The 567-nt window shown below is 46.4% G+C and carries 1 protein-coding gene; it reads right to left on the minus strand.

Annotated features, from left to right (window positions below; genetic code table 11):
* Nucleotides 1-567: hypothetical protein (locus ACYQ28_RS18725; RefSeq protein ID WP_460052837.1), on the minus strand; the 567-nt coding region annotated here is incomplete at both ends.

The following is a 567-nucleotide window of genomic DNA, read 5'->3' on the forward strand; positions in this document are numbered from 1 at the left end:
CTGCCCTGTTCCTGAAACATTACCAATAGTATTAACACGAACACCGGAGTCGGTATCGAAAGCTGTGATAGAGGCTAAGGTTGCATTGTTGTTATTTAAGGCAATGCTATCGCTCGCATCGCCATTAATGGTATTCACATCTTCAAAGCTCACACCAGCTTGGGTGTTAACGGCTAAAGTGGTGCCATTTAAATCGAAAGATTCAGTTAATCCACTGTCGCTAACAACGGCATCAACGCCAGTAACTGTTGAGATAGTACTGATGCTGGTTGTGCCTGAAGTAATAACACCACCGGAAAGATTAACACCGAGATTTGAAAGTGCGATGCTGTCTGCATCGCCACTGTTGCCCTGCACACTGCTAACCTCGGTAAAGGTTTGGCCAGAGACCGCAACCTGCTGGTCAGCGGTCAATGTAAAGGCTTCATCGAGTCCATTGCTGCCCGTTAATGTACCGGTGTTGTTGACGGTTTCTGCGTTGGTAACAAGAACGCCAGAATCGGTTGTAAAACCGGAAACGCCCAAAGAAGCATTATCGGTATTAATATCAACGGTATCGGTGCCATT

This window comes from Sessilibacter sp. MAH1 (genome assembly GCF_054658315.1).